This is a genomic window from Tardiphaga sp. (assembly GCF_044340795.1).
Lineage (GTDB): Bacteria > Pseudomonadota > Alphaproteobacteria > Rhizobiales > Xanthobacteraceae > Tardiphaga.
On sequence record NZ_JBIISY010000407.1, the window covers coordinates 1 to 3,318 of the forward strand.

3 protein-coding genes are annotated in these 3,318 nt (G+C 64.0%); 1 reads left to right on the forward strand and 2 read right to left on the reverse strand.

From position 1 onward, the window contains the following. Positions 1 to 1,110 (reverse strand): polysaccharide deacetylase family protein (locus ACIQ17_RS32335; RefSeq protein WP_398473645.1); only part of this gene is annotated, 1,110 nt, incomplete at its 3' end. Between the two features lie 104 nt (positions 1,111 to 1,214). Then, positions 1,215 to 1,946, reverse strand: a complete 732-nt coding sequence (locus tag ACIQ17_RS32340) for a polysaccharide deacetylase family protein (protein ID WP_398473648.1) — start codon at positions 1,944 to 1,946, stop codon at positions 1,215 to 1,217. Positions 1,947 to 2,152: 206 nt separating this feature from the next. Between ACIQ17_RS32340 and mgtE the strand changes: the two genes are divergently transcribed. Next, on the forward strand, positions 2,153 to 3,318 hold a 1,166-nt coding region (gene mgtE / locus ACIQ17_RS32345), incomplete at its 3' end, for a magnesium transporter (protein ID WP_398473647.1).

Sequence of the window (3,318 nt, forward strand, 5' to 3'; positions counted from 1 at the left end):
GATCGGGTTTTGGTGGCGCTCGGCGATATCGAACAATGACTGCGCGGGCACGGGCAGCGTATCAATCGCCGGCATCGCCGGAACGCGCGCGACGCGCGGCCAGGGCGCCTGTTCAGGCCGTGGCGTCGTACCGCGTGGCCGGCGGACGTGATCGAATGTCTCCGTCAGCGACAGCACCTGATCGGACGGCGTGATCTCCGGCACCGGCAGCATGTCGATACGGGCAAAGGCGAAACGCGGCACCTTGTGCCAATGGGTGATGGCCACTGTCTCCGAGACCGGGTGCAGATCCCAATCCTGCGGCGCTGTCGGCGTCTTCGGTTTGTTTGCGGTTGCCGCTTCCACATGCACGATGCGATAGCCGCCGGCCTTGAGGTCGCGGAGAATGCCGGGCAGGGCAGCGACCGTGCGCGGCTGGATGTCGTGCAGCAACAGGATGCCCTTGCCCTTGGCCTTCAGGCGCGACAGCGCGAGATCGTGCACGGTCTGCGGCGAGACATGGCGCCAGTCGTCGGCCGGGAAATCGGCGCTCCAGGTCTGGATGCCGCGTGACGCGAGATAATCCTCCATGGCGCCGGCGCGCCGCAGGCCGGGGACGCGGAAGAATGGCGACAGCAATGCGGGGTCGCCAAGCGCAGCCTCGGTATGGGCGATGCCGTCGTCGATTTCCTTCTGCGCCTGTTCGATGGGCATCCGGTTCATGCCGAGCGGATGGTTCTCGCTATGGGTGCCCACGGTGTGGCCGAGCCTGACCAGCTTGCGCACGCCTTCGGGGAATTCCTTGGCCATGCGGCCGACCACGAAGAAGGTCGCCTTCACGCATTCGGCAGCCAGGATGTCGAGAATCTGGTTCGAATATTTCGGGATCGGGCCGTCGTCGAAGGTCAGCACGACTTCCTTGTCGCGCAGCGGCAGCGTCTTCGCATATTGCATCGTGCCGATGCGCGGATATTCGCGCGGATCGACCACGATGGTACGCGAGGTGCCGAGCGCGTCGGGATTGCTACAGGTGTCGGCGAATGCAGGGGCTGCGGAGAGCAGCGCCAGACCAGCGAGCAAGCCGATAACCTGCACCCGTCGTGCCTGCCTGCCAGTGGTTATGACTTCCATCACGTATTCCGTCTTCCGGTCTGCTTCGTCCGGAAAACTACCGGCGCGGCCGTAAAGGCATTGTTAACCAAGTCCAGCCGCCTGCCGGATCGCATGATCGGCGTCTATTGGGAGACGGGGCGGGGGCTCGCGGTCGGCGGCACGATATGCACGACCTTGTAATTATTGTCCCTGAGATAGCGCAGGAAATCGGGCAGCATCGCGGCGGTCTGGCCTTTGGTATCATGAAACAGGATGATGCCTCGGCCCGTGGCCTTGACGCGGCTGGTGATCAGCTCGAGCTGCTGTTGCGGCGTCATCGGGTTCCAGTCGCTGGCCCAGAAATCGGCGCCGAAGACCGCGATCCGACGCGATTGCAGCAGGTCGAGCAGGGCCGGCGTCGACGAGAAATAGGGGAAACGAAAGAACGGTGTCGTCGGCACGGTGGTCGCCCGGCCGTTGAGCGCCTGCTCATCCGCGGAAATGCCGAAGTCGATCTGCTCGACGGCCTTCTCATGGCTGACCTTCTTCAGGTCCGCATGCGCAAAGCTATGGTGCGCGATCGTATGCCCTTCGGCGGCCATCCGCTTTACCAGCTGCGGATGCGCTGTTGCGCTCTGGCCGATCATGAAAAAGGTGGCGCGGACGCATTCCCTGGCGAGGGCGGCGAGGATTCTTGATGTCGTCGGCGGGTTGGGGCCGTCGTCGAAAGTCAGCACGACTTCGCGATCCGCAAGCGGCAGTGTATCGGGAAAGCTCTGGGTGCCGACACGTGGGTATGCCTTGGGATCGACTGTCAGCACACGCGCGGTGCCAAGCGTATCGGGGCGGGGGCAGCTATCGGCACGGGCCACCATGGTCGAGGCGATCAGCACAGCGAGGGCAAGCTTCAACACGATCAATTCACTTTCCTGCCAGCGATCTCGCGGGCCCGATATTTCCGATTGCATCCGGTCGCCGGCACTGGCACTTGCCAGATAAGGGGACATGCTTTCGGTTGGAATAGCGCATTTCCACCGAAACTGCGTCATCCGCATTCCACATGGGTCAGGCGAGGTCCGACATGACTGACGACGTCGAGCTCGCCGTGACATCTGCTCCTGAAAGCACCTCGATCCTCGACCGCATGCCGATGCGTGACGCCGAGGGGAACATCCGTCCCGATTTCGTCGAGGCGATCGCCAGGGCCGTTCATGCGGCTGATGCGCCGTTCCTGTGCGAGATCGTGGGCGAGTTGCACGAGGCCGATCTCGGCGATCTCGTCGAGGCGCTGCAGCCCGATGAACGCGTCCGGCTGATCGAGCTGACCAAGGCGGATTTCGACTTCTCTGCGCTGAACGAAGTCGATGACGCCGTTCGCGAGGAGTTGCTCGAGGAACTGGAGCCGGCGACCGTCGCCGAGGGCGTCCGCGAGCTCGATTCCGACGATGCCGTGGAGTTGCTCGAGGGCGTCGATGAAGACGTCCAGGACGAGATCCTCGAAAAGCTGCCGCTGTCCGAGCGCGTCGCCATCGAGCGCAGCCTGACCTATCCGGAAGACACCGCCGGCCGGCGGATGCAGACGGAATTCATCGCCGTTCCGCCGGACTGGAATGTCGGCCAGGCCATCGACTATATGCGCGAGACGCCGGACCTGCCGGACCGCTTCTACGAGATCTATTCGGTGGACAGCGATCAGCGCTGGCAGGGCGCTGTGTCGCTCGACACGCTGCTGCGTGCACGTCGTCCGGTGCCGCTCGCCGACCTGATCGACGAGGACCGTCGCCGCGTCTCGGTGCTCGACGACCAGAGCGATGTCGCTCGCATGTTCGGCAAATATAATCTGGTGTCGGCACCGGTGGTCGATCCCGAGAACCGCCTTGTCGGCGTCATCACCATCGACGACGTCGTTGACGTCATCGAGGAAGAGGCCGACGAGGAGGTCAAGGCGCTCGGCGGCGTCACCTCCGACGAAGAACTGTCGGACAACTTCCTCACCATCGCCCGCGGCCGCTTCATGTGGCTGCTGATCAATCTCGCCACCGCGTTCCTGGCCTCGTCGGTGCTGGGCCTGTTCGAGGGACAGCTCGAACAGATGGTCGCGCTCGCGGTGCTGGCGCCGATCGTCGCCAGCCAGGGGGGCAATGCCGCGACCCAGACCATGACGGTGGCCGTGCGCGCGCTGGCGACACGACAGCTCAATCCCAACAATGCGCTCCGCATCATCATCCGCGAGGCCATGGTCGGCCT

What these genes read in the sequence shown, in the direction of transcription:
- ACIQ17_RS32340 (WP_398473648.1), bottom strand. Translation starts at nt 1,946, where the DNA reads ATGGTGGCCCGTGCCGATAGCTGCCCCCGCCCCGATACGCTTGGCACC.